Here is a 26,048-nt window from a genome sequence, read left to right on the forward strand (position 1 = left end):
ATCTATACTCAATCATGGCATTCTTGACTCGCACGGCCGACATTTCTGCGCTTTCCAAGGTAAAACCATTGGGAAATACATCTTTGCCGACACCGACGGCAACCGCCCCGGCTGACATATACTCTTTAATATTCTCCGCCCTTGGTCCGCTCGTTGGAACCAGAGGGATATGCGGGAAGGGCCCTCGAACCGCGCGCAGAAAATCTGGCCCTCCTAAAACGCCCGCCGGAAAAACCTTCACCAGCTTGGCGCCGCCCCTATGGGCGTCAGATATTTCCTTCGGCGATGCGGCTCCCGGAACACCAAGTAAATTGTATTTTTCCGCCACCTCCAAAATTTCCGGATCATATACCGGTGAAAGCGCGAATCTGCCACCGGCATCCGCAACAGCTTTGACTTGTTCGGTTTTAAGAACGGTGCCCGCCCCCACGATGACATTATCTTCCTTTGAAAGAGCTCTTATCACTTCCAGTGCATTCGGCGTCGTCAGCGTTACTTCCAAGACATAAAGACCGCCTCTTATAGCCGCCATGCAGGAATCAAGAACCGGTTCCTTTCCTGAAAGCCGGACACAGAGAATTATCCCATGTTCGAGAATATCAGAGAGTGTTCTTTCAATTGCCGTATTCTTCTGAATCACTTCAAAGTCCTCTCTTTGTCCGGAGACCCCCTATTCTTCTGTTTTTAATTTTTTTTCAACGCTTTTCAGCTTGTCTTCTATTGTTTGCTCCCGATCCACACGTGTGCCCAGCCGCAGATTGGTGCTGATTCGCGGCGCTCCCATTTTATGGATTTCTTCGTGGCATTCTTTCATGGCGTTGAAAACGTCATGCCATTCGCCTTCCACATTCGTCCCATATCCGTGGAGACGGGGATTCAATCCGGCATCCTTTAAAATGCCCTCGCAAACTGCGATGTATTTTGAGACCGAAACCCCAACGCCGATCGGAACAATACAGATATCTGCGATAACTTTCACCATGCACCTCCTGCCAACCACCTATCACTCAACCATATACTTGCACGCCGCCGGGAATTATTCGCAAAGATCACAGCCTTTGCCTAGGACCCGGCCCTGCCCATCCGAATTTTTTTAGATCGATTCTGCCGGCCTCGTCAAATACAACACCTTCGGCCTCAAGCTGTTCCCTCTGATGAAAGGCCCCGTCGCCGCCCCTTCTCGCGCTGACTTCTCCCTTGCTGTTAACGACTCTTTGCCAAGGGACATTGGATCCGAAGGGCACCGAAGCCATCGCATAGCCGACCATCCGCGGCGTACACTCACCGACAATGATGGCAATGTGTCCGTAATTGGTTACCTTTCCTTTTGGAATCTTCCGCACGACATTGTAGATCCTTTCATAGAGTCCGGATTCGGCATTCGATTGTGGGGATGTATAACTTCGCTTCGAAGTCATTAAATCGAATACTCCTCGACCTTGCTTAAGATTAATCTGAAAGTGTATATCCCACGACTCGATTATCTCTAAAAGTGGGAACGGCGATCATTTCCTTTTCCGGAATATATTCAAAATCCGCCGTGTTAACGCCCAATACAGAAAGATCGAGGATCTTTTCCACTTCTCCCGCAAGACTGATCCTATAAATCCTTCCTTCCCAATGAGAGACCAACAGATCACCTTTGCTTGTCATCTGAATACCGTCTATATTTCCCGGCTTTAACTTGGCGATCGTTTCCGCCTCCCTGGTCGTCAACGAGACAGCCTTTACCGAATTGTCTCCATTGTTTCCATAATAGAGTTTGCCGTTATAAACAAGAATCCCGTTGGGATTCTGCACCTCTTCGCCCCAAAACCATTCCTCAAACCCGTCATCCGTAAATTTATAGATCATCCCGCGGTTGGAATCGGATATATAGGCCGCGCCATTTTCATCAATATCGATATCATTGGGAAATTCAGCTCCCGGAATTTCGACCCGTCTCGCCTCTTTCATGGCGATGATGTCAATAAGAGAAAGAGTCGTTCTGTCCACAATGTAGAGGTAATTCCCGTGAATCGCAAGTCCTGTTGGTTTATTTAGACCCGCATGCCATTTCAAATTGTCTACAACACCATCCATCGTCAGCTTGGTGATATATTGTCCGCCACTGGTTCTGGCCTTATTGTAAATATCGAAATTCGAAACAAAGAGCGCTTGTCTGTCTTTGTCATAAACAACACATTCCGGCGTCAAGAAATCTCCAGTTGTTTCCATGACCTCCACCAGGTTTTCACTTTGATAGAAGGCATCGCCGTCGCGGCAAATGAATCCCCAGCCGCCGAAACTCTCGGCAATCACCAGAACGAGTTCGTTTTCCCCCTTTTTAAGCCGTAGATAGACCCCGTCATTCAAGCCAACAACACCCAGGAAGGAGGAATCTCTTTGCTTGTATCCACTGTTTCCGAAGGCCAAAACCTCACCGTTCAGAAAGATCGTTACGACATCGCTGTAACCGTATTGAAGTTCCATGATTTTGTCGGCATCTGCACGAATCGTAGTTTTTGCGAACACAACATCAGGTTCGCCGCCTGATCTGCCATTGGATCGGGCAATATCAACAAGCCCCGTTGCATCGCTTTCGACGGGTTTCCACTTGATCTCAGTGATATTTTGAATCCCGTAATAGGTTTCCAGATCGATTTCGCTCAATTTATAGGACTGCGACACCTCCCAATTGGTGATCGTTCCGGGCGGTGTGTCAATTTCAAGAGTGGGGACAAACTCCAATGAATTGTCGATGGTATAAGAGAAGTTCGAGAAATAGGCGGTGCCGTCGGCGGGACCCAATACACCGACCGTGCCCTTACTGATCCCATGCTGCAAATAATCAATGACCAATGCCGGCTCATCCGAATTGTTCACAAAAACCCTTGCCTGCTCATCCAATACTTCCACTTTCAAGTGAACCCATTCATCGACTGGAAAATCCACGCCGGTGGTAAATCCGCTTCCGTTGTATAACTGCCATCCCGCAACTCCATTGATCGTGGGAGTGTATTGAAGCGCATCTTCATAAAGCCCCGCCCTATGGGGACGAATGTAGAGCCGTTCCATATTTTGATCTGATTGAACCCTAAAAATAATGCCTGGATACGAGACGGATCTGGTGACAGCGAAATCGACTTCGATTGTACCGTTGTCGAATTCAACATCTTTTAAGTAGGCGAATCCCATCAGGCATTCTCTGCCCAAATGTTCCACAATTTGCGCATTTCGCATAATCCATTGATCGGATTTGAAGTCTATGATCTCCGCATGCGAGCCGGGAGCTAAGTACAAAATCGACAAGCAGGAGAAGATAACGATCATATCAAATGATATCCAATGATGCTTCGTCACACCAATCTCCTTCCATTTGACGCCGAATCCGGCCATCTGCATCAAATCCAAGAGTATCTGTCAAACCTTGAATTGTCCCCATTCATCAGACCTTAAGCAGAAACCTGAACCCTGGCTTGATCCACTGACCCAAACCACTGGCTTAGATCGAATAATTCAATGAAGCTTACGAGGAAAACCAGGTCGATGTTCCGCTCTTCGACCTCGATGATCTTTCATCTTATGGCCTATCTACTTCCTAACGTCAAGCTTCACTGTAGCTTACCACAAGATGGTGACCGGGGTAAGTGCCCCCTACTTGGATCCGGATGAAACCTTTCCCTGGCTCAGCCAATAGGCCCAATCCAGCCGGCCGTTTCCCCTCGCCCGCCGGGCGGCCATTTCCCAATCGTAAATCACCTGAATTTCTTCAATCCGTGTTTCGTGTGGTGAAATTTCGATCAAGGTATAGCGGGCATGCGGACTTCCCGCTTCAATAATATGCTCGTAGGGAGTCGTATCGGTATAGGCCGGTAAACCAACACTTCCCGGATTCACAACTCGCCGCCCACCGGATAGGCCGATCGTTCTCTGCGTGTGATCATGTCCACATAGTACCATCCTTTGATCGATATTCTCGAGGCGCTTTTCAATCTCAGCCGTTTCTCTGAGTGTTGTCCCATTGCTATGAACGGCTGTTAATAAATATTCATCATCCTTCCCTGGAATTCCATGAAACATGACAATTGAAGGATCTATTACATTTTCGGATTGCATTCCCGCCAGCCACTCCTTTGTTCGGGTGCTGATTTTACTCATCACATAATCGACTGTGGCGCTCGGGGGAAGATTGTAAATTCGATCTTCATTACCCCTGATTGAGAAGATATTTCGTTCAATGAGTATCCGCGCGCATTCTTCGGGATCCAATGGGCCGTAGATGCTGTCTCCAAGATTAACAATCTTATCAACAGCCCGCCGATCAATGTCTGCGAGAACGGCCTCTAACGCCCACCTGTTCCCATGGATATCTGATATGGCGGCAACTCTGAACTCTCTCATGATCCTTGATGCTTCCAATAGACTGATACCATCACACTAATCCGAATCCAAAATCTTCATTTGTCTATTTCAGATCCTTCCGATAAATTTCTTGCGTCTTGATTCTCTGATAGCCGTCATTTTTGTAAAACTCATGCGCGCCCTCGCGAATAATATTCGAGCGGACCCGTATAGCGCCCATCTTCCGGTCTGTCGCCCATTCCTCAGCTTGCCGAACCAACGCAACACCAATCCCCTGGCGGCGGTACTCCTCATCAACCACCAATCCTTCAATTTCCGCTTCCATACCGGCCATAAGAAGCAGCCGAATTCCGATTTGAATCCATCCAACGACAAAACCGGCTTTCTCCGCAACGAATACACAATGATTCCGGTCACGCCGGAGACGGGCGAGTGAGTCTTCCACAATTTCCAGGCCAACAAGATATCCGAGCTGTCGACTCAGTTCCACAATCCGTACTGCATCTTTTGATTTGCCCCTTCTGATATTCAGGGAGCTTTCTGGATGGATATTATTCTTCATTATAACGATTCATTAATCTACAGCGCCGTTTGACAAGCGCTGCGCACTTCTCCGATAAAGGTATGAAGTTTTAATGGATTCAGCCGCACACCGTCTCGTACGCCTGAACAGACATCGACACCAAATGGTTTTACCCGTTGTATAGCTTCGGCAACATTTGCCGGATTAAGACCACCTGCCAAATAAACAGGTATCTCGCTGATCTCAACAATCTTTCTGCTGATCATCCAATCATGTGTCAGACCGGTCCCGCCCAGTTGGGGCGCTCCGGGAAGGATACCGCCCGAGTCCAGTAAAATCGCGCTGGCCCCAATGGCGGCTTGGATCGCCTCACTGACAGCATGAGGCCCCGTGACATGAACGACCTGGAGAATTCTCACATCTTTCAGCATTGTCTTCAACGCCAACCTCGTCGATTCGGTAGTCGGCGCACAAAGCTGAATCGCCTTAGTATTTACCCGGCAGTGCTGTGAAAATATCTCATCTATTTTTGTAAAACAGGTCAGGAGAACCGTTTCCACGCCGGCGGGGGCTCGTTCCACGATTTTTATAATATCGTTTTCGGGGATTGGACCGGGACCATCGGGCATCTCAGAAACCAGGCCCAGAGAGTTTGCACCCGCTTCAAAAGCAAGTTTCGCCTCCGCTTGCGACTGGATACAGCAGATCTTGATGTGACACGTTATCATATCTTACTTCGCTCTATGCGTCCCGCTTGGAATCGCCAAGTCCCATCTTATTCTACTTGGACCTCCTCAACCCCCAACCAAATCCTGGCCAATTGGATATCGCCGAATAAAACGACACTCTCAGGATTATGTAATAGAACCATGCCCTCATAAAACTTCGCCAAATCCCACGCGTGGCTATCGGCGTAGTGTATCACGATGGCCAAACGATGAGGTGTTGGCTTTTTCAGCATTTCATTTCTTCGCTCCAGGACTTCCAAAAACTCTTCCTTGGAAATGTCCTTACAAGAATCATGTTTGATTTCGAAGAGCTCGCTAACCGGTGGTTTAATTCGCTCATCGGCGGCATGAGCCATTTCATACTCTACAAAATCATCAGCGCTCAATGGAGCGCTGGCAGTGGCGCAGAGAAAGTGTCCATCATCCAGAACTTTATAGGTTATCGGCATCATGGTCCCCCTGTTCCTCGGTACATCCCACAAAATTATTGCAGCAGGCCTGAATCTATGAATCGCGGCAAATCCCAACGCACATAAAATAAATGGTCATATCCCGCGATAATTATCATCGAAAAGAAGAAAACCTGCAAGATAATTCTAGAAGCTGGGGGCTTTTCCTAAAAGGCCATCACTTGGGTGCATCGAGCTCGCGGGCTCGCTAAAATCCTCGTTGAATTCTCTCGCCCACTTCATGGTTACGGTTTCTCACACTCTGTTTCCTACTATCCTCTTTTGAACAAGGCAATCCAAGCCCTTGCCGGGTCTTTGCCGTTTGACCCAAAATACTCGGATGTGAGTGATAGAATCTCTAAATGGGGTTCGGCCGCTTCAATAACTTCTGTGGCGCTTCGCCTACGGGGGCCGGGTTCAATTCTTTTTTGATTGGCGTTGCCGATAATCGACATCCATATACCAATTATTTTGAGGCACTTGCTGATATTTCGAACGAATCGCATCCTTTCTTCTCTAAAATCGAATGTGTGATAACGTCCACGATCAAAAACAAAGGCAAACTTTTCGCGGCAGGTTTTCCATTCTAAGAAGTCATCGACCATCAAAACGTATTTGAGATTGTTCTGCTCTACCTTCTCTTTTGCTTCCTCAATGGCAATATCAGAAAGATCCACTCCGGTTACTTGAAAACCCTTTTCGCCAGCCAAATGATATAATCTCCTGTGCCGCACCCGACATCCATTGCGGCACAAGGAGTGATGGGAATATTCTCAACGGCATTTATCAAATTAAAATCAGGTTTACCGAGATCCCACGGGCTATTATTAGTTCGGTAACTTTCAAGAAATCGTTGGTTTTTAGACATGTACACACCCGTTATTTTGCATTTTAGAGTTCAGTCCTAAAACCGTTTCGTATAAGCATGGCAATAGGGTTTCTGCTTATTCTTTTTATAATAATCCTGATGATAGTCTTCCGCATTCCAAAATGTGCCTGCCGGTTGCACTTCTGTCGCCACCTCATACCCTTTTGTTTTTAGGATTTCAATGAGAGCTTCCGCAGTGCTTTTCTGGTCATCGTCAAGATAGAATACTGAAGATCTATATTGCGCCCCGACATCGGGTCCTTGTCGATCGACTTGTGTGGGATCGTGGATTTCAAAAAAGAGCTTTGCCAGTTCCTCATATGTCGTTTTTGAAGGATCAAAGGTCACCTCGATGGCCTCGGCGTGACCCGTCGAATCATAACAAACCTCTTTATATGTGGGATTCTCCGTATCTCCTCCAACATATCCAACCTGGGTTGATGTCACACCCTTGGCGTTCTGGAAAAAATACTCCATTCCCCAAAAGCATCCGCCTGCAAAAATCGCTCTCTGCATTGACCGAGTCTCAGTGGCCGGTAAAAATTCTAAGGAGATAGAGTTGACGCAGTGGCGTGTATTCTTTTCGGTGAACTCCTCGCCGGTGAAAACATGCCCCAAATGAGCCCCACATTTTTTACAGAGGATTTCTGTCCGCAGGCCATCCGCATCCGTTCTTTTCTCTACCGCCCCGGGAATCTCATCATCAAAGCTCGGCCATCCGCATCCAGAATTGAATTTGCTGTCCGAAATATATAGAGGGGCGCCGCACCGCTTACAAATATATGTCCCCTTTTCATGATGGTTATAATATTTGCCTGTAAAAGGAACCTCCGTGCCCTTCTGAACAATGACCCTTTCCTCTTCTGGCGTCAGCTCATTAAACCCCATATCCTCCTCCTGAATTGTTGCGGTTTGTTCATCCGTTGTTCGATTCGACTGGGCCTGGTCGACACAAGCCGCTACCCCAAAGACAATCATTAGCACAAGACCTAGAAATATCGATTTAGCCATCATAACACACCTCCCACATCAAAGAGCTTTTAGGATGGCCGACAGCCCCTTCTGAAGGGCTCTTTGCTTTGAACCTAGTTACTACCCATGGGGATTGGGTCTGTTCCAGAACAAAGGACATTTCATAATATGCTGTTATACAACGGATTGAGCCGCCGGCCGAGTATCACCCTTCCCCTAGGCCACAAAGTGGGAAACCAATATTCGCAAACCAATCAAGACAAGAATGATGCCTCCGGCTATCTCCATGCGCTTCCCAAACCGGGCGCCGATTCTAGAACCAAGGTAAATCGCCATCAAAGAGAGGGTAGCGGTTACAAGACCGATCAAGAGGCATGGCAGTACAATAGAAACGCCGACCATGGCCAAACTCAGACCGACCGCCAAGGCGTCGATACTTGTGGCGAGGGATAGTAAAACCAGCATCTTCCCTCGTGTAGGATCGTAGCTCAGGGACGCGGCCGGCCGCCATCCGGAACGGATCATACGAAATCCAACAAACGCCAGCAGGCCAAACGCGATCCAATGATCAATACGCGCGGCCCAGCCCACCACCTGTTCGCCGATCAACCATCCGATGAGTGGCATAAGGGCTTGAAACAGACCAAAATGAAAAGCCAACCGAAAAATGGCGCCTCGGCTGTTTGAATATCCGGCGGCGGCGGCGGCGAGAGACACGGCTACGGCATCCAACGATAAACCAATAGCGATCGCGATTATCTCGAGAATGACCATTTAATAATCCCGCGGAAGATTCCGCTTGAGCCAATCATTGAGGATGTTGAAGAATTCTCCCCGAACTGATGTTTCCAGCCACGGATAGTGCCCACATCGCTCCCACTCGTGGTACTCCAATTGCGTAATGTAAGGTTTTAGGCTCTCCTGAATCATTCGCCCTGGATGGGGATCGTAGGTTCCATGAAGCATAAGAACAGGCGATTTGATGACTGCAAACGCCTCGGGGTAAACCCCTTCACTCTGCAAGCGGACCATATCATCCCAGGTCTCGTGATGTCCACGGGCGTCGCAGGACTCCCCCTCGGGTTCGGCTGCCAATGATTTATATATGTGTAGAGGCTGAATCAAATCTCCCATGCTTTTCAGCTGGTCATCCGGATTGGGAAACTCCTCGGGGAGACGCTTCAAGCGAATCCGTAATGATTCATCCATCCGTTTATCAATCGTGGCCTTCATTGCAGCGCGGGCGTCGAGATCAAATGTCCCACATCCAATCAGAACCAGGGGCCCGGCCATTGCCGGGTATGTTGCGGCATAGGCAAGTGCGAGCATTGCCCCCCAAGAGGATCCCACAAGCGCGGGTCCGTACATTTTGCCCGCCTTTGTTATTACTTCATGCAGATCATCAACATGGCGGGCGACCGTAAGGGGTTCTCCGCCGCTCCGGCGCTGAAGAGGTTCAATGACTCGGAATGAATCCTCCAACCCGCGTGCAACAGGCGCCATATAACCCGGCGCCCCTGGGCCGCCATGCAGAACAATAACCATGGGGCCCGAAGTTCCATATGTGCGTACTTTAATCAAAATCCCGTTTGTCCTTGGCTTCCTTCTAATTCCCGCAGTGACAGAACTTGTTCAGATTGAGTATGCTGGCGGCTGCCGAAATTGTAACCCCATAGAAGAGTACCGGTTTGTAAAAATTCAAAAGTTTTGTGATCGTTCCATTCACAAGGGTCGACCCGGTTGCCAATACCAAATCACACCATCTAGCGGCATCTCCAAACATTTCTTCATGCTCTACTATGACACCGAATTTCATTTCGCCGATATTGTCCAAATCTCGATCAATGACTCTAATGTCGGTCACCGCTGATAGCGCCTCGAGAAAACGCGGTTGATATCCTAATAGAAGGATTTTCCGGTAGGATCTGACCGATTCCACCAGCTGTAATGCACACCTCTGTGGTTCGTTGTTTTTGCAGTGCACCGTTTTGTCACATAGATTCAGGTGCCTGAAAACAGCATTTAAGCCCGAAACGAAACAGGCCCGCTTGCTATTGGAATCAAGTTGAAGTTCCAGCAGATCTTCAACGAAACAACCCATATTCTCAAATTCATCGGCAAAGGCGTGGCCTCTTGAGCCCTCAAAAACCGCTTCAACGATATGCTCCTTGCCTTTCAAGATTGGATAATCATGATGATCGGGGTCCCCAATAGCCTCTGTTGCCGATAGGGCCTGGCATTCAATGTTTAATCTATTTCCGGCAAGGCTGCGATTTTGTACAACCTTGCCAAGTGCTTTTTTTAAATCTTTAAAAACCGGAGGCTCTCTCAATGTAAATAACCCTCACTTCCGTTTTCACCGAATAACATTACCATGGGTTTTCAAACAGTCATTCAATCCCCTACCCAAATCGGGATATTGAAACTGAAAGTCCGAATTTAGGAGTTTCTCAGGGACAACTCGCTGGCTTGCCGTTAGAATTTCAGCCATCCTCCCAAGGGATATCTTTAAAAACACCTCTGGTATTGGAAAGGGTGTCGCTTTTCCCAAAACCGCACCCAAGGCTTGCGTGAATTCACTGTTTGGGACTGGATTTGGAGCGGTCCCATTGACCGGCCCCTCGATCTCATGCCTCTCAAGACAATAGAGAATGATTTCAGCGATATCACTTTCGTGAATCCAGGGTAACCACTGCCGTCCATCCCCGATTTTTCCGCCAAGCCCCCATTTGAAGACTTGATGCATCTTGGCAAGCGCCCCCCCCGTTCCGGATAGCACCACCCCGGTTCGAAGCAACACGACCCTCAATCCAAAATGGGATGCCTTGGCCGCCTGCGCTTCGAGGTCTCGGCTGACTTCAGCCAGAAAGCCCTCCCCTTTCTCTGAAGATTCCGTGAGGATTTCATCGCCTCGCGATCCATAATAACCAACAGCAGATCCGGCAATATACACTCTGGGTCCTCTGGACACATGGGACAAAACGTCTACAATCCTCTGATTTCCAAAAACCCTCGAGTCGCGGATCCTTTTCATTTTTTTCTTCGTCCACCAGCCTGAACCAACCGGCTCCCCAGATAGATTTACTATTGCATCTATATTCTGAAAAGCCATATTGCCGGTTTCGGGGTTGTCAGGATCCCAAGTTCGCCATTCGATACTATAAGGCGCTTCCAGCAACCTTTTCGCATTTCTGGTTAGAGCAACCGGCGTGTGACCTCTATCCAACAGGAGGCGCACGAGGCGACGCCCGATCAAACCTCTGGCGCCCGGTATGGCCACCTTCATGGCATCACTTCCCGAGACAACTGAGCCCGATAATCATCAAAGTCCTTCAATGACGGCTGCCAGTCTCTTTTGAACCTCCATCCCGACCGCGGCCAAATCCTGGGTACCCACAGCGTTCATTGAGGCAACCGGATCAATCACCGCTACTTCCACTTCACCCTTGTCATGCTCCTGAACAATGACATTGCATGGCAACATCAGGCCGATTTTATCTTCTGCTTGCAGCGCTTTGTAGGCAAAAGGAGGGTTGCAGGCGCCAAGGATCCGGTACTTCCTGAAATCCACCCCCAGTTTTTCCTTAAGCGTCGCTTTGACATCGATTTCCGTAAGGATGCCAAATCCCTGTGCCTTGAGAGCCATTGTCACAGCTTCAACGGCCGCCTCAAATGTCACACTCAAACGCTTTGCAAAATAGTAGCTCACTTGTTTCTCCTTCCCTCGCCGGATGTCGGCCATGGCGTCTATACCGCCAGTAGCGCCCGTATTCGATCAATGGTGAGTGGCGCAGAACCCTCATAGTGATTATTTATATTCAGGTAAACATCCACTTCATTATTAAGCAAGTCCTTGATCATATTTGTGACGGATAGCAATTCCTTGTCTCTGGGCTCAACAATCTTATTCCATTGTTGCTTTGCCTTTTCCTCAATCTCTTTCCGGTCTCCGCCGTGGAGACGGATCACTACCTGTTCACATTCCAGAAATGCATCCCGTCCCTTATGATAAATTGTAGAAATATCCGGCATCCAGTATCCTTGAAGAAAAACATGGTCGAGTTTGTTTCGCCGGAGAAATTCGAAATATTCATCTGTCAGATAATTGGCATTCCTCAGCTCAACAGCATATCGAAATCCAACTGGCAATTTTTTTGCAAAATTTTCAAACAAATTAAAGAATTCCTGGTTTGATTGCATCTTTTGATGGTTTAAATACTCGAATTGAAACATCATAGAGCCCAGCATCTCCTCTAATGGTTTGAGGGTTGAAATGAATTCGTTAAAGAGATCAACTGACAAGAAATGGGGGTTTGTTCTAAGAGGCCCAGCTTTAGATTTCGTATAATAATGAGTCAACGTGATGCTATTCGGAATCTTGACCGTAAACTTGAAACTATCAGGAACAGCCGCTTTATAATTCCTAACAGTTTCTATATCCGGCAGTTTAACGCTTCTTCCTTCAAAAAGAGACCAGAACCACTGATCGATCTCGACGGAATCATACTTCTGAGCATACTCGGCCAGATAGTCAATCCCCTTTGGGGCGGAATATACGAGCCCGCTCCAAGATGGATATTTCCAGCTGCATGTTCCGATCTTAAGCTCACTCATAAGTGTCACTTCATGCCCAGTTTTTGACCACGCTCGAGGCTGTAAACCGCCTCTTTTATCCGCCTGTCCCGCGTCACACCCTTCTTGGCACTCGCAATCCAGCCTATGAACTGTTTCTGGTAAGAGGGCGCCAACCTTGCATAAAACTCCTTTGCCTTTCTGTTCTTGGCCAATGCCGCCTTGAACGCAGCCGGGACTTCTGGCGGCCGGCCGGATAATGACGGCCTATTCCATTCCCCATTTTCCTTCGCGATCTTGATTTTGTCCATTCCTGCTTTGAGCATCCGCTTCTGCTTAATCAGCTTCCTGGCTCTTTTCTTATTAAGCTCCGACCATTTGCTTCCATCTTTTCGGGGAGTAAATTTGCGCGCATACCTGTCGGCATCGATCTTCTTGATAATGCTATCTATCCATCCAAAGCATAAGGCCTCTTCGACAGCGTCCTCATAGGGAATCAGAGCCTTCCCGGAGTGTATTTTGTAAAATATCAGCCAAATACACTTCGATCTATGATGATTCTCCTTCAACCAGGCGCGCCACTCATTCCTAAGAGTGATATAAAGGAAATTTTCCATTTGTAAAATATCCTCGAACTGAAGTCGACAATACCCCGCTGGAGACCTCTTAAATGGCCCAGGGAGATCTATAATGGGTTCTGGATAAAGAATAATTCTGGGAGGCGTTTATCTCAAGCGGGCCACATTGGGAAATGGGCCTCTGGGGAGTCTTGGATATGGCTCCTAATTCATTGAATCGTAAAAGATTAAGGCAGGGTCAGGCCGGGCTTTATATCACTGGTGAGTTTTTGACTCGATTTCCATCAAGAACACTACGAATGCTTTCCAGTAATGCTTTCGGTTTGAAGGGTTTCTGGAGTAACCGAATATCCTCGTTTAGAACCATTTTCTCTTGAAGACCTGTGGCCGGGTAGCCGCTGATAAACAAAGATTTGTTGCCCTAAACCATGGCATTGTTTTGATCGTAGGCCGCTTCACAATCCCATAGACCGTAGATAATCCTAAACTAGTTCCCTGGCCCATACCTATGGTTGAAAAGAAGGGTTCAAAAATCCGATTTGTCGTCTTCTCATTCATTCCAGCTCCTGTGTCTAGGATCGTTGTCATCACATAATCACCCGGAATGAATCCTTCGTGTCCTTGACAAAATGCCTTGTCGACCTATATATTCTCCGTGCGGATAATTAGTATGCCGCCCTCCGGCATTGCATCTTTCACATTCACCGAAAGATTCATCGGCTTTGGTTTAATTGTCCGTTGCCTGTTGAATGCAAGCAGCTGGCAGGTCAGTGACGCTGCGCGCTCGCATCCCCTTTTAATTTCATGCAGACAATTACCTTCATCGCTATGGGGGGATTTTTTTCCTCCAAGAGTTCCTGAAAACCCATCATGACATGAAGAATCCTATTAAAGTCATGGGCACCCCCCCCGGGCCGGTGTTCCTATAGCCTGCATCTTTCGGGCTTAGCGAAGTCTTTGTTTCAATTCCTGCTGAATAACCTCGGCCTGTTTTCGTTCGGATATGTCGATAAATTACTGTTATACCTGCATTCCGCACATCGAATAGGATGTTCTGAGCAATTTTGAGCTTTAGGCTGAATCGTCCATCGGGGATAGTCTGATGGATGAATCGGCCAGGACCTCGAAATTAATCAGAACAACCAGTTCGACATGCGGAATGTCAGATACAATAAGGCGGATGTCATGATTTTGTTAGAGCCGGAATATCAAATATTACAATATTCGCGAATCTGATCGATTAGTCATTTTCCTGCAGTAAGAGCCTGCCGCTCCGACTGAATCATCTTTTCAAGCTTAGCGGCTGTCTGATAAGCCTCGCGCAGATACTCAGATTCGCTGATATCAAGACCCCGCATATTTGCTTCTAAGCTTACGCATCCTTTATACGACGAACTCGCGATAATTTTTGACAATCTTACCCAATCAACGGTTCCGGAAAATGGAAGGTTGTGTCGATCTTGCGTTCCATCATTATCATGAATGTGAATAGATACAAGACGGCCCTTGTAGCGCTCCAGATTATCAAGACCGGGCCGCCCAAGATTCCCGTGCCCGGAATCATAACAAAGACCAAGAAAGTCATCATTATACCGCTCAAAAAGCCAATCAATATCCAGAAAATCGTCGTCATCCATATTTTCAATCGCTATCTTAATTGAATACTTTTCAGCCAGCTGCCACAACACATCCAATGATCTCTGTAACGAGTCGTAGTAAAAATCCCCCTTGAGCAGGGTACTTGGAGCATTGGGTAAGTGAACGACGATAGCTCCACCGGATAGCCGTGCTGTCATCCCCAGTCTATTCTTAAGTAGTTTAACGGCGGCTGATCGCTCAATTGCTCCGCCGGCTCCCCAACCCATACCCTCCCCATGTGGCGCATGAAGATCGAGAAGTTTGAGATCAAATTCCTGGAGCCAAGTCTGAATATTCGAAATTTCATTGTCTGAATATATATGTGTCGTGTTCCATTCATGACACCAATGAATATGAGTAAACCCCGCTTCGGCGATCCTTTCCAGATATGGCTTTGGATCCCCAAGGTAAGTGACATAGTCTGTCGTCATGGAGAGCTCTCTCAATATTTCTCCCATCTCAGACCTCGTCTTCTCGGTGATTGAGCTCCAGCTCGCGCAGAAGTTCCGCTATACGGACTATGTGATGATCGTCATGTTCTGAGGCAAAGAACATCATGTCCGGGATTTTCATGGGTTGATTTAGACGGGGATGATGCGACATACGGCCGATTGCCTCCTCGTCCATTGATTCTAAGCGTTGGATAAAATGAGTTCTAATCCGGCGAAACGCTTTCAGGATTTCTCTCAATTCCTGCTTGTTGTATTCCGCGGCGTCTGTCCGTCGATTCTTCATATCCGCTGGACGTAGGACGGCAATCCCGTCGGCGAAATCATCAAGCCGGCCAAGCCATAGATCCTCTACCTCGATAAGATGACCTATGTTTTCCTGAATCGACCAACGCCCATCGATACGCTTCATCGCTTTCCCCTGCGATATATCGCGAACCAGGTCCTCAATTCGGGCCGGGGTGCCTCTTAGCCGTTCGAGAATATTAGGAAACATCGAAAGAGGTGTATCGAACGTGAAGCGCCGTTTGATCCAGGGGGCCTTCTCGGGCATAGCGCCTCCTTTTACAATTCAATGGATACTAGAATACTCTCATCCAAGGTTCAGACAAATCATAGTCATTAAAACCGATTGATGCGTAAAGGGCGTGTGCCGCCGGTGTATATGAACCAACATAAGCCATTGTTGCGCCGAATCTCTCAAGACGGCGGAGTCCCTCACACATGACCGCCTTACCCAAGCCACGCTTTTGATGTTCTGGCGCCGTCCCCACGGGCTCAAAAGCCCCGGTCCGGGTCACATCATCAAACCAGATGGTGCAGAATGAGGCCAAGGCGCCATCGGGCGCCACCGCGACAATATCCAAATCGCGGCGATAAAGTGGAGCCCGCTGAATATTATAATACCAATCCCAGCCCGCGAATAGCTCCTCCGGTTCTTCAGGATGGAATGCTCTCCATGATACCAGACTCCGTGCAGGTAACTCACCAGAATCGCCGAGCGAGCGGATGGCATATCCCTTTGCCACCGGAGGATCAGGAATGGGTTCAGACAGCGGGCGGCGCCGCTGAAATTCCTGCATGTCGCCCTTTGTATAACCCCGCTGCCTAAGAATCCCCTTCTGTAAATTATCCGTTCCCGGCGTCCAGATATGCAGCTTTCGCTGATTTTCCGGCCCGGCAATTGACAAATGGCCTTCCGCTGTCATGATCATTTCTTCGACCAGCCCGGGAGAGCGCAAATCAGGACGAATTTGAAGGGCGACATTGCCAGGTCCTTCACGAGTCAGTACGGCGCCAATTTGCCCATTCTTCTCTTCCCAGAGAAAAACATCCCTTTCAAGGCGACCGTGCCCCATGTTTTCTGATCCATGCCAACGCCAATAATCGAAGCGATAGGCTTGCCAGCAGAGTTCCCGCCGGTTATTCAGTATGAATACCCTGCGTAGGAATTCCCGGATCCTCCAGTAATCATCTTCATGCTGGTATAGGCGTTGAAAAAGCTTCATTAATCTGCCACCCTCTTCCAGGCTCGAAGTCCGTTTGCTCCCCTATTATAGTTTGATGAATTCGCACAATAGATTTCAGAAAATTTGATTAAATAATTCAGATCCAAACATTGTCTTCCGCAGTAACTTCCGCCGGCGTATCTCCAGTATTGATTGTCCCGGCGGGCTCCAGGAGCATTACTTGGCACTCCCTTTCGGCAAAAGGCTTGTGTTTTACACCCTTGGGGACAACAAACATGTCTCCAGAAACTAAATTCACAACCCCGTCGCGAAAATCGATCCGCATTTCGCCGGTGAGAACAATAAACGCCTCGTCCGTTGCCTCATGAGCATGCCAAACAAAATCACCTTGAAATTTAACAAGTTTGAAGTGATAATTATTCATCTTAGCAATGATCTTAGGCGACCAATGCTCAGAGAACCTGCTGAGTTTTTCCCTCAGATTGATGGGAGAATATTGCATTTGCATCCTCAAATTGAGGTTTGATGGTTTAATCTTTCCCGGAACCCAACAAAATCCCAAAGCAGATTGAGAACTCAGGACCGCTATAGTCTGTATCCGCTCCGATTTGCTCCTCATACTCGCCAACAAAATGATATCCAGCAACCACGCCTGCTTTAAATCTTTTACTGAAGAAAAAGTCCATCCCGGCTTGAATGCGGAGACCGAGAACAGCCTCCGAAACCGTCTTGCTTCCCACCGTCTCCCCGGCAATGCTATTCGTGGCTGAACCGATATAGGGCCCCACCGCGATGGAGGCATAGGGTCGCCAGGGAGGACTCAATGCTAGTTTTTCGGGGTAATAGGCAAGGCCGAACAACAACGGAAGAACCGCCGCCGATTTCGACTCAACTTCGCCCTGCTCTACCGATGTGCTGGTCTCGGCAGTGATGACACCGGCGCTCAGGCAGACCGCCCAATCCTTTCTCGCCCAATGATTATAGGATATGGAACCGAGAAAGCCATTGACGCGTGTGTCGGTGTTAACATTTCCATGTGAGATATCGGTTTCTGTCGAGGTTTGATTTAAAAGACCACTGAAGATGGTTATTCCATGCCGCCCTTTAAGAAGAACAGGAGGTTCTACGGATTTCTCTTCAGCAATATTGCCCTCTGTGGCTGACGCAGAAGAGATTACTGCTGATACCAAGACAAACACTAACCCAAATAGAGGCCAATACTTTTTCATCCCAACATCCTCATAATGAAAGACGGTCACATAAAGATGAACAATGGCTACACTCAGACATAAGTATATAGAGCAGACGCCGGATATCTCAAGAAATATTGTGTGGAAACAACGCCTTAAATCAAGAAGGATGGTCTTCTGGTTGATGCCGAATAAATGTCCCATCATTGAGATCGCTGAGCGCCCGTTGAATCTCCTCGGGCGTATTCATCACAAAAGGACCGTATCTGGAAACCGGCTCATTCAATGGCGTGCCCGAAATGAGAAGGCAACGGGCGCCGGCTGTCGTGGCCTCCAGTTCGATACCATCTCCGTCCCCCAAAATTACCAGGCTTGGCGCAACAATCTCTTTCCCAGAATGAGGTGCGCCTGGCCCAACTCCGGCTTCTCCTTCAAAAAGATAGACCATGGCTGTATGGCCCCTGGGAACCGAATGGGTAAATGAAGCGTTGGGAAGCAACAAGGCATCCAAATAGGTGGGTTCAATACTTATCCCTGTTACCGGCCCTCTCATTCCGTCGACCTCACCCGCAACCACACGGACCGTCACACCCTTCTGTGGGCTGACAACCGGAATCGAATCCGAAGAAATATTCTGATACCTGGGAACGGTCATTTTCCGATCGGCTGAGAGATTGACCCACAATTGGAATGCGACAAGTCGTTCCGATTGTGGATCTGGCATCTCTTCATGCATGATCCCGCTGCCGGCGGTCATCCACTGAGCCTCTCCCGCACCGATTGTTCCCCGATTGCCAAGGCTATCCCCATGATTAACAGCACCTTGGATGACATAGGAAACGGTTTCGATGCCCCGGTGTGGGTGCCATGGAAATCCTTTTCTGTAATCATTTGGATTGCTCGAACTGAAGTCATCCAAAAGGAGAAATGGGTCGATGAAATCAATCGCTCCCGCGGGAAAAGACCGCTTGAGCCTGACCCCAGCCCCTTCAAGCACAGAAATCGGCCGGATGACCTTCGCTATATTTCTTGGATTTTGCATCTCGTTTCCTCACGGCAATTTTTCGAACAGATTCGTTCGGGACGAGTCATGACTTCGCCGGTTTCACCGGCCGCAAGGCATCACCGTGTCCAAGACCGGATCGCGGAGTCATTCTGAATTCCTCCAAGGACCGGTTTTTCTGTTCTAGGCGCGAATCGAGGCGGGAAACATCATCTTCTGTGAAAATTTAAAATTCTTACTGACAAAAAGTACGCTCTCCTTTAGGAGCTGTTTATCCGCGTTTTTTAGATCGAGACGATCTGCACAAAACAAAAACTCGATTTTTTTCTTACCAAACTGCCCCAAGAGCGGCTCAATCTTTTCATATGAAGGCATTTCCACGGCAATAATATCATGAACCCTAAGCTTGTCCTTTCTTCTCTCGACAATTACGATGCAATCTAATTCTTCTATGTAATACATCCGGTCCTTGTAGGGGTATAGAAGCATGAAAAGTAACAACTTTGGATTATGAAATCCAATTCTATTTGAAACGACTGTTCTCTCATGTGCCAGGCGATAGGCAATCTGATAATCATCCTCATCTTTTATAAATAGTTTTCTATAACTCCCATTCGATGTCATTTCCAGCGGCTGTATCTCAACGACTTCAACATGCTCTTCCTTTCTTATAAGGCCCAACTTTTCATACAATCCCGCCGCCTTTTCATCTGTGAAAAGAAAGGTGAAATCATGATTCTTGATACACCATGTTGATGCCCGGTCCCAAATCTCTCTCTGGATGCCTTGACCCCGGTATTCAGGCAATGTGCCAACAGTAAGAAGCTGGGCGCCATTCATTTTCTTGTGATCAATGGTAAGGAGACAAGAATAGACACAGATAGAGGCAATGCATTGTTTCCCAACAAAAGCTGAAAAGGGAGTATATCGATGACTCCACAAGCCCTTCTCCTTCCAACGGCGAAAATCCAAACCAAAAACTGACATGGCGTACTGCTCAAATGAGGATTTGAGCTCCGCGTCATCGAAATAGTGACTTCGGTACTGGATTTCCAAATTCATTATTCCCCATTCTCGTCGACTCATGGAAGCCCGATGTAAAATCCTGATTGTAAAAACATGGTCGCCAATACTCGGGTGTTAGAACCCGCGCGCTGGCGCCGGTCGTTAAAACCCTCTATTAGAACCGGTCCATCACTGTAACACTCACCCCCCTGAAACTATCCATCTTTACCAGCACTTCCATGGATTCTTCAAGGCTTATTGTTTTACCCGCCGAGTACTCCGATGCAACCTTCCTCGCAACACCGCGTCCAACAATGCCCTATATCTATAAGCCTGCCATTAGCTTTCAATAAGACCTTGTTGCGTTCCCGATTCCCCACCCTCGAATTGCCTCCAGTACCGCAATCCTCTTGGTAGTACAAAGAATAAGATCGACAGCAGTCCCAGGACGCCGAAAGGCAAGTACTCCACCGGTGGTAGTCCCAAAATAACCAACACCAGACCAATGATTCCCACGGCATCACAGAACGCCAACGATATGATTGATTTCGTCATGAACGTCTCACGCAGCACAATCGTGCCTGCCGTTGAACGCGGAAATATCCAGAATCCGGCCACGAGCATAAGTGCGCTCAAACCGTAGCCGCCTACCCTAAAATCAGATAAAAGGCTCGTTTGCACCACTGCAGGTCGATTCATTGTTACGATATAGCATATGACGCCATAGATGAGGAGGGCGTTTGCAAAGGCAAATACAATGACGATCCAATTTCTTTTTTCGGGATTTGTTTTCTTTTGCATTTGCCTCTCCTTGATCTACTCCCTCGCCGCATCACTCATCGCCGCCACATTCTCAGGCGGCACATTGGGAAGAAGGGCTTCGTGGCTTGGGCTCACAATCAGTCCCGGCGCAAGGATCTCTTTGATCCTTCTCACCTCCGCCCGAACCTCCTCCGGCCCCCCCTTTACTAGAAGCTCTTGTGTGTCAATCCCACCCATAAAGACAACGCGTCCCTTGAAGTACCGGGCCAGTATTTCCGCCTCCATGTTTCGGGCCTTGGCCTGAAGTGGATGAAGGCAATCGACACCGGAATCAATCAATCGATCAATAACTCTGAATATGGAGCCGCACGAATGTAAAATCACTTTGTAATGGCTCTCGTGCGCCTGCTGCGTGAACTTTCGAAACCAGGGAAGAATGAATTCGTCAAATTGCTCCGGGCCGCACATAACATCGAGTTGCGTACCAAAATCATTCCCGAAAAAGAACGCATCTATCAGGTCGCCCGCTTGGGCATAAAACCTTTGGTTCGCCTCATAATAAAACCCGCAGACACGATCAGTGACGGCATGAACCACCTCAGGATGGGTGAACATCTTGACCATGTAGTCTTCCATTCCGAATAGATCCATGATGACATGAAAGAAAGGCGTCCAGAAACCGCTGGCCCGGTAGACATCGCCCGTCTCTCGAAGCTTGGCTAAAATAGGGCCAAAATCAAGATAATCAACATCCGGCCATTCAAACATCTCTACTTCACCCGCATCCTCGCATTTTGCCAACGGCCCGGCCTGCCCGTGTCCGCCTTTCTCGATACCCAAATCGAAAATCCCCCGGCCCTCTGGATGCCGATATGAATTCCATTCCGGAGTTATCCATCTCAGATCGCTTCCCAGAAGTGCATGTAATTCTTCCAAGTCGCTTACATTGAAATGATCCCTGTAGATCGGCCATGTGTCGCTATGTGGCATGCCAAGCCAAAACCCGCAGCGGTCCGCTGATTTACCATCCATGATGAGGCGGATTCGTTCTCTTGAATTCATAATTCCCGCACCGGTACCCGGAGTGAATCCCATTCCTTTCTTAATGTTCGTCCCTGAGAATCTCTTCGAAAGTATCTAAAAATTCTTCAATATCCTCCCGCTCTATAGTCAATGCCGGATCAAGTCTCAACACACTCAGCCCAGGCCGCCGGGCCAAGACAAACCCCCTGCTAATGAGTTCCTTTTGCACGCGGATCGCCAGAGAGGCCTTGCTGTCATCTCTCAGCTCGACAGCCACCATCAATCCCCGTGAGCGGATTTCTAAAATCAGATCGCACCTTTCGTGGATTTTCTTCAATCCGCCAACCAGTAATTCCGCTATCTCGCGGCCGCGCTCGATTAGTTTCTCTTCCTTGATGACACGAATAACTTCCATGACAACAGCTGCACCCAGCGGATCGTTTTGATGCGACTGAGCGTAATTCACCGGCTTGTCCCCCAGCAGATCCATTACACCGGGCGCAAAGGCGGTTACGCTCACCGGATAACCATTGCCGATCCCTTTGCCGATTCCCACAATGTCCGGCGATATGTCGTAGTGTTGAAACCCAAACCATTTACCCGTTCTTCCGACACCCGTGGTTACTTCATTTATCAAGATGAGACCATCGCCCTCCTTTATCGTCCGATCAATGTTCTGAATCAGTTTTGCCGGCGGAAATCGCACCAAGCCGGAAGAGCTGCCGGGTTCAAAGAGAAATCCGCCGATTTTATCAAAGGGAATCGACAGCCAATGCTTGCAGTCTTTGTCACAGGACTTGGATTCAGGACATTCTAAACAGGGAAACCAATCGAAATCAAACCACTCGTGTTCCTTTCTTTCCCGCGCTGATCCATAGGCTCCAAAATAAGAGTCGGCCATGGTCATCATCATCGGTTTTTCAGACACAAACTGCGCGACCCGAACGCCGTATTCGATGGCCTCGCTCCCTGCGCATAAAAACACACATTTTCCGTCTTGAAATCCAAGCAAGAACAATATTGCCTTTGCGACATTATCTAAGAGCTCGCACGAATAATTGAATCCCGTGTGCGCAACTTTCGCGGCTTGCTCCGCCATGATCCGCAGAAGATTCGGATTCCCATGCCCTACCGATGTACACCAAACTCCGGCCTCCAGATCGACGTATCTCTTTCCAAAGGAATCATAGAGATAGCAATTTTCCGCCCGGACAATATCCTTCAATAGCAATTCGTGACCCGGGTACCACAACACTTGTGACATGCAAGCCTCCCGATTAATACAATTCAAGCAAACTCAATCGCCTGCTGGAATCTTCAAGAAGATCCACATTATCACTGAAGAGGTCTATATTGCCTATGAGCCGCTTGCTGGCAATGTCCTTAACAACGGGATCCTTAATACAGGCCTTGAGTTCCTTCGCAAAGGTTTCCCCATGGATCACCTTAAACGGACGGCACCAGAATACCGACGGAATAACAGGAAGCGGTTTTGTAAGGCCGAGAGAATTATGCATTTCGGCGACAACAGAATATGCGGCACACAAACCCAATTCCCGTTCTTGCCAATTTGCGGCCTCCACGGCCGCGATAAGGAGGGGTTCCAATTTGGATGCGCACTCTAGCCTCCCGAATGCTGACCCGAACCATTTGGCATAGGGCGGATAGACTCTTTCCATCAGAAATGCCAGGCGCATTATGTCGCGAACCAATCGCGCGGCGATCAGCGAAGAACCAAGGTTATCTCCCGCATGACCCGCACGCCCCATCAAATGTTCTTCTTCACCGATTCTTGACCATCCGGAAGCAAGGAGATACAGCCAGATGTCATGCGGATACCATGTGAAGCGCTTCCGGATAGACCCCCATCCCAGTTCGTCATGAAAAACAGCCCCCGCGACGATTGAACGAAGTTTCTGGTGTGGAAGCGTCAACCAGTCTGCTGGTTGAAGTTCTTTATCAATATCAATATTAAAATAATTTTTAAAGTATCCCTTGAAGGTGAAGAATTCCACGCGGTGGTTAATCGGTCCTGAATCCACAGGCAGGAGGTGCTGTGTTCCGTCATTTGGATCAGGTTCCGTAAAATTCGTAGCTATCCCTCGAAAAACGGCTGGGAGCTTTTCGGCCAATACCTCATGACATTCGAATTTGTGCTTTTTGTAATCCTTGGGACTCAAGAAAAGCATGACCCTGGGGCCCCAGTGATGATCCATCGACATCTCGGTGTCAAACTCCAGCACCTCGGATCCGGAACCCACTAAAGCTGCTGTGTATTTCAAATTTGGACACTGACTACTGATAATGGGGCCTACAAACTCATTATAAAAGGACTCGGCCAATCTCAACCCTGGGATAAAAGGGCTATTTAAGGGCTTTGTCTTCATTTCAATATCTCCCCTGAAATCACCATCCTTGATCAAAGATCCAGGACGAGCGGATTTCCATAATTCTCTCAAAATCTGGCTTCGCAATCATCTGGATGTTTTTCTCCGCAGGTGAATGGGTCGAATTCTCTATTTGCCTCCCCCTCAAGAGAGGCTTCTCCGATCTGCAATTGAATCACGTGGTATTCCCTCTACTCTTTTCAAGCCACAAATTTTTGAACTGGCTTCATGTGGCACTCTATAAGAATGACATACCTTGCGTTTGGGCCGGTGGCAAGGTCCAAGGAAAGCGGTCTCTCTATCCGATTTCTAGTTTTTTACATTTTTCCGCAAAAAACCATCTATTTCTTTAGTGGCAGAGTGGGATGAGATGAGCAACGAGGTAAGAAATTAGCCGGGAATTCGAGGGGTAGTTTTAAACCTCGAACTGTATATCGAGTATACCATACCGGGGATTTTAGACGTTGAAGCGTATATCGAGTATACTGTTCTCTGGAATGACATAATCCCGATCAACGAGCTTTGTGCAGCCTTTGGATCTGGCATCATTCATATTATGGCAGGTCATCATATCCTCACAGCTTACGACTTCCGCCTTGATAAAACCCCTGGCCAGATCGGAGTGGATTTTCCCGGCGCAGGTGACAGCGGTGGAGCCCTTTTCCACCAGCCACGCATGAACTTCCTGCTTGCCCACGGTGTAATAGAACATCAAGCCCGCCTTATCCATAAGAGCGCGGCACACAGCACTGGCGTCTGTCGCCGTCTCTATGGCAACCAGAGTGGGCTTAAAGCTAGTTGGTGCCAGCTTGCTGACATAAGCACGTTCGTTGGCGTCGAGGACCATATCACAAATCGGCTTTTCGTTTCCAAGGTGAACCAGACATTTTTCGAGGATTGCCTTTTCTTCCGATTCCTCTGCCCTGGACAGTCTGTTCTCGATCTTCTCGATATCATCAATGAGAAGATCTAAAATGCTCGTGTCCGCGATCGCGATACCATAGGCCTTGTTATAGTCCCCGGCCAAAAGCTCGAAATAATAGGGTGACACCTTTACCGGCTGGAATTTATCGACGAGCTTGGAGAAGATATCGTCTTGGTACTTCATTTTGCCTTCCGGCAGCTCCAATCCCTTATATGCGATTTTCATCCGGCATAAGTCCTTTTGTCTGAAGATCCCGCCATAAAACGAGGCCGTCCGCCGACCCTTGTTCAAGGTTCAAATTAGAGCCTGTTTGATGATTCCTGATGATGCCTTCGGAGAAAGAACCTGCAGTAACTCACTAGACGCCAATGGACTCTCTACCGTAGCGATCACAATCCTGTCCAATCCTGTACAAGACACGATTTGAGCGGTTTGGTCAACCCCCCCATGAAGGAGGCGACATCGGGCTACACAACAGATTGAATACCAACAAGTTACGACAGGTCTTCGTCGAGATTCATCTTACCAGGCACCGCCGGGCTCAGCTTAACGATGAAATCGTGACCCGGTTTTCTCGTTAGCGGCTCAATGCAGGGCTCTGCCGGCCGGCTTCTAAAATCGCGGTCTTGCATAGTAGAATTCTCGGCCTCTCCGTCATATTGAGTCCCGCATTTTGAGCCTTTCGAAGAGATTCATCAAAAACCTGCTTAGAAACATGAATTGGGGGTTCAACCAGTAATACTTTACCCCCCGGCTTAAGCAATGTTGCCAACTCTCTAAACACACCTTCCTGATCAGGTATTTCGTGCAGGACATAAAACAGCAACGCAAAATCAACCTTGTCCGTCAGGCCGATTTCATTTTCACCACACTGATGCAGGGCAATTCTTTTATTAAGTTGCGTTCCCTGAATCTTATCCCGCAATTTCTGGAGCATTCCTTCCTGCAGATCGGATGCGATAACGCGTCCCGATTCCCCTACCATCCTGGCCATTTCAATTGAGAAAAACCCCGGACCACAGCCTAGACCCAATATAAGCGCGATTTAGGAGGTTTTGTAAGAGAAAGAGCTCGAAATGCCCGTCCAGAGGCGATAAATTGGTTGTACAAGAAACAAACAAACCGCCAAGGAGGGCATTTCGAGTGACTTCATTAAACCAGAA

General features: G+C 48.2%; 31 protein-coding genes. All 31 read right to left on the minus strand.

The genetic code is table 11. The features are described from left to right. Positions 1-640, minus strand: a 640-nt coding sequence (locus KJ970_15900) for a bifunctional 4-hydroxy-2-oxoglutarate aldolase/2-dehydro-3-deoxy-phosphogluconate aldolase (protein MBU2692407.1), incomplete at its 3' end; no start/stop codon positions are given. Between the two features lie 30 nt (positions 641-670). Further along, positions 671-979, minus strand: a complete 309-nt coding sequence (locus KJ970_15905) for an MTH1187 family thiamine-binding protein (GenBank protein MBU2692408.1) — start codon at positions 977-979, stop codon at positions 671-673. Positions 980-1,049: 70 nt separating this feature from the next. Then, entirely contained in the window at positions 1,050-1,418 is a 369-nt protein-coding gene (locus tag KJ970_15910) for an MGMT family protein (protein ID MBU2692409.1), read from the minus strand. 31 nt (positions 1,419-1,449) lie between these two features. Continuing rightward, positions 1,450-3,384, minus strand: coding sequence for an SMP-30/gluconolactonase/LRE family protein (locus tag KJ970_15915; protein ID MBU2692410.1), 1,935 nt, complete (start codon positions 3,382-3,384; stop codon positions 1,450-1,452). Positions 3,385-3,636: 252 nt separating this feature from the next. Continuing rightward, positions 3,637-4,383 (minus strand): metallophosphatase family protein, encoded by a 747-nt coding sequence (locus KJ970_15920; protein MBU2692411.1) that lies wholly within the window; start codon positions 4,381-4,383, stop codon positions 3,637-3,639. Between the two features lie 64 nt (positions 4,384-4,447). Further along, on the minus strand, positions 4,448-4,906 hold the full coding sequence (locus KJ970_15925; protein ID MBU2692412.1) for a GNAT family N-acetyltransferase: 459 nt from the start codon (positions 4,904-4,906) through the stop codon (positions 4,448-4,450). A 17-nt stretch (positions 4,907-4,923) separates the two neighbouring features. After that, on the minus strand, positions 4,924-5,592 hold the full coding sequence (locus tag KJ970_15930) for a phosphoribosylanthranilate isomerase (GenBank protein MBU2692413.1): 669 nt from the start codon (positions 5,590-5,592) through the stop codon (positions 4,924-4,926). Between the two features lie 50 nt (positions 5,593-5,642). After that, a complete protein-coding gene (locus KJ970_15935; protein ID MBU2692414.1) occupies positions 5,643-6,047 on the minus strand; it encodes a hypothetical protein in 405 nt (134 codons plus the stop codon). A 269-nt stretch (positions 6,048-6,316) separates the two neighbouring features. After that, positions 6,317-6,754 carry a class I SAM-dependent methyltransferase gene (locus KJ970_15940; GenBank protein MBU2692415.1) on the minus strand — a complete coding sequence of 146 codons (438 nt, stop codon included), beginning with the start codon at positions 6,752-6,754 and terminating at the stop codon, positions 6,317-6,319. 194 nt (positions 6,755-6,948) lie between these two features. Next, entirely contained in the window at positions 6,949-7,923 is a 975-nt protein-coding gene (locus KJ970_15945; protein MBU2692416.1) for a bifunctional methionine sulfoxide reductase B/A protein, read from the minus strand. Between the two features lie 177 nt (positions 7,924-8,100). After that, entirely contained in the window at positions 8,101-8,658 is a 558-nt protein-coding gene (locus KJ970_15950) for a manganese efflux pump MntP family protein (protein MBU2692417.1), read from the minus strand. After that, entirely contained in the window at positions 8,659-9,429 is a 771-nt protein-coding gene (locus KJ970_15955; GenBank protein ID MBU2692418.1) for an alpha/beta hydrolase, read from the minus strand. It abuts the gene before it with no gap. A gap of 61 nt (positions 9,430-9,490) precedes the next feature. Beyond that, positions 9,491-10,216 (minus strand): hypothetical protein, encoded by a 726-nt coding sequence (locus KJ970_15960; protein MBU2692419.1) that lies wholly within the window; start codon positions 10,214-10,216, stop codon positions 9,491-9,493. Between the two features lie 24 nt (positions 10,217-10,240). Continuing rightward, a complete protein-coding gene (locus KJ970_15965; GenBank protein MBU2692420.1) occupies positions 10,241-11,170 on the minus strand; it encodes a TIGR01777 family oxidoreductase in 930 nt (309 codons plus the stop codon). A gap of 36 nt (positions 11,171-11,206) precedes the next feature. Continuing rightward, positions 11,207-11,593 carry a DUF302 domain-containing protein gene (locus KJ970_15970; GenBank protein ID MBU2692421.1) on the minus strand — a complete coding sequence of 129 codons (387 nt, stop codon included), beginning with the start codon at positions 11,591-11,593 and terminating at the stop codon, positions 11,207-11,209. Positions 11,594-11,631: 38 nt separating this feature from the next. Further along, complete coding sequence (locus tag KJ970_15975; protein MBU2692422.1) at positions 11,632-12,498, minus strand: DUF72 domain-containing protein; 867 nt, start codon at positions 12,496-12,498, stop codon at positions 11,632-11,634. Between the two features lie 5 nt (positions 12,499-12,503). After that, on the minus strand, positions 12,504-13,073 hold the full coding sequence (locus KJ970_15980; protein ID MBU2692423.1) for a YdeI/OmpD-associated family protein: 570 nt from the start codon (positions 13,071-13,073) through the stop codon (positions 12,504-12,506). A gap of 318 nt (positions 13,074-13,391) precedes the next feature. After that, on the minus strand, positions 13,392-13,592 hold the full coding sequence (locus KJ970_15985; GenBank protein MBU2692424.1) for a hypothetical protein: 201 nt from the start codon (positions 13,590-13,592) through the stop codon (positions 13,392-13,394). Between the two features lie 686 nt (positions 13,593-14,278). Next, on the minus strand, positions 14,279-15,130 hold the full coding sequence (locus tag KJ970_15990) for a sugar phosphate isomerase/epimerase (protein MBU2692425.1): 852 nt from the start codon (positions 15,128-15,130) through the stop codon (positions 14,279-14,281). Position 15,131: 1 nt separating this feature from the next. Beyond that, positions 15,132-15,674, minus strand: coding sequence for a DinB family protein (locus KJ970_15995; protein MBU2692426.1), 543 nt, complete (start codon positions 15,672-15,674; stop codon positions 15,132-15,134). A gap of 28 nt (positions 15,675-15,702) precedes the next feature. After that, entirely contained in the window at positions 15,703-16,629 is a 927-nt protein-coding gene (locus KJ970_16000) for a GNAT family N-acetyltransferase (protein ID MBU2692427.1), read from the minus strand. A 97-nt stretch (positions 16,630-16,726) separates the two neighbouring features. After that, positions 16,727-17,092, minus strand: a complete 366-nt coding sequence (locus tag KJ970_16005; GenBank protein ID MBU2692428.1) for a cupin domain-containing protein — start codon at positions 17,090-17,092, stop codon at positions 16,727-16,729. 28 nt (positions 17,093-17,120) lie between these two features. After that, a complete protein-coding gene (locus KJ970_16010) occupies positions 17,121-17,819 on the minus strand; it encodes a hypothetical protein (protein MBU2692429.1) in 699 nt (232 codons plus the stop codon). A 121-nt stretch (positions 17,820-17,940) separates the two neighbouring features. Beyond that, complete coding sequence (locus tag KJ970_16015; protein MBU2692430.1) at positions 17,941-18,822, minus strand: pirin family protein; 882 nt, start codon at positions 18,820-18,822, stop codon at positions 17,941-17,943. Positions 18,823-18,966: 144 nt separating this feature from the next. Then, positions 18,967-19,869: a GNAT family N-acetyltransferase gene (locus tag KJ970_16020; protein MBU2692431.1), complete on the minus strand. Its 903-nt coding sequence runs from the start codon at positions 19,867-19,869 to the stop codon at positions 18,967-18,969. 258 nt (positions 19,870-20,127) lie between these two features. Further along, entirely contained in the window at positions 20,128-20,589 is a 462-nt protein-coding gene (locus KJ970_16025; protein MBU2692432.1) for a hypothetical protein, read from the minus strand. A gap of 15 nt (positions 20,590-20,604) precedes the next feature. Continuing rightward, entirely contained in the window at positions 20,605-21,612 is a 1,008-nt protein-coding gene (locus KJ970_16030) for a uroporphyrinogen decarboxylase family protein (protein ID MBU2692433.1), read from the minus strand. Positions 21,613-21,652: 40 nt separating this feature from the next. Beyond that, entirely contained in the window at positions 21,653-22,837 is a 1,185-nt protein-coding gene (locus KJ970_16035) for an aspartate aminotransferase family protein (protein MBU2692434.1), read from the minus strand. 13 nt (positions 22,838-22,850) lie between these two features. Next, positions 22,851-23,960 carry a DUF4037 domain-containing protein gene (locus KJ970_16040; GenBank protein ID MBU2692435.1) on the minus strand — a complete coding sequence of 370 codons (1,110 nt, stop codon included), beginning with the start codon at positions 23,958-23,960 and terminating at the stop codon, positions 22,851-22,853. A gap of 457 nt (positions 23,961-24,417) precedes the next feature. Further along, complete coding sequence (locus KJ970_16045; protein ID MBU2692436.1) at positions 24,418-25,110, minus strand: DUF933 domain-containing protein; 693 nt, start codon at positions 25,108-25,110, stop codon at positions 24,418-24,420. Positions 25,111-25,462: 352 nt separating this feature from the next. Continuing rightward, complete coding sequence (locus KJ970_16050) at positions 25,463-25,879, minus strand: class I SAM-dependent methyltransferase (GenBank protein ID MBU2692437.1); 417 nt, start codon at positions 25,877-25,879, stop codon at positions 25,463-25,465. Between the last annotated feature and the right edge of the window lie 169 nt (positions 25,880-26,048).

The organism is Candidatus Eisenbacteria bacterium (assembly GCA_018831195.1).
Lineage (GTDB): Bacteria > Eisenbacteria > RBG-16-71-46 > CAIMUX01 > JAHJDP01 > JAHJDP01.